This window comes from Nguyenibacter vanlangensis, assembly GCF_013376155.1.
Classification (GTDB): domain Bacteria; phylum Pseudomonadota; class Alphaproteobacteria; order Acetobacterales; family Acetobacteraceae; genus Gluconacetobacter; species Gluconacetobacter vanlangensis.
Genome location: NZ_JABXXP010000992.1, coordinates 1 through 832, shown reverse-complemented (window position 1 = coordinate 832; position 832 = coordinate 1). Strand labels below are relative to the sequence as shown.

1 protein-coding gene is annotated in these 832 nt (G+C 68.9%); it reads right to left on the bottom strand.

The window, feature by feature from the left end; all coding sequences use genetic code 11:
• Positions 1–832, bottom strand: an 832-nt coding sequence (locus HUK84_RS20720) for a BMP family ABC transporter substrate-binding protein (protein WP_176641867.1), incomplete at both ends; no start/stop codon positions are given.

The following is an 832-nucleotide window of genomic DNA, read 5'->3' as shown; positions in this document are numbered from 1 at the left end:
ATCGCATCGGCCCGGGCCGCGATGTCGGGCGGGACGGTGCGGCCCCAGGAATCGCGGTCCACGCCGTGGCCGAGGGTGAGGAAATGCGGCTGGGCCTGCCAGGTGCCGGCCAGGCGGGCGGCGACCTGCCGGACGTAATAGGCGCGGAAATCGAGCACGACCGAGCTGACATAGGCGTCGGGGCCGTATTGGCGCATGTCGGTGTTCCACATCGCGGCCTTGATGCCGCGCTGCTGGGCGACGCGGAGATAGCCCGGTTCGTCCATGATGCCGCACAGGAAGTCGCAGCCGTTTTCGGCCAGCGCGGTGCCGGCCTGCGTGGCGGCCTGCGGGTCGAACCAGGCATTGATCGAGATGGCCTGGAGCGTCGCCGCCGGATTGACCGAGCGCGCGCCCAGCAGGACCGCGTTGGCCCCGGCATAGACCGAGGGAATCGGGAACGAGCCGACGAAGCCGATCTTGTTCGTGCGGGTCATCAGGCCGGCGGCGATGCCGATGACGTAGCTGGCATACCAGTGGGTGATGTAATACCAGCCCAGATTGCCCGAGACGCCGTGTCCGTCGCATTCCATGAAGGCGACGTCGGGCGCGCGGTCGGACACGTCGCGGATGAAGTCGCCGTAATTGGAGGTCGCGATGACCATCTGCGCGCCCTCGGCCACGAACTGGCGGAAGATGCGCGTGGCGTCGGCGGAATAGGGGATGCTTTCGACATAGACGGTGCGCAGGCGCGGAAAGGCCTGGCGCACGGCCCGCACGCCGCGGTCATGCGCCGTGGTCCAGCCGCCGTCGGTGACGGGGCCGGTATGGCCGAAGGCGACCAGGGCATCCG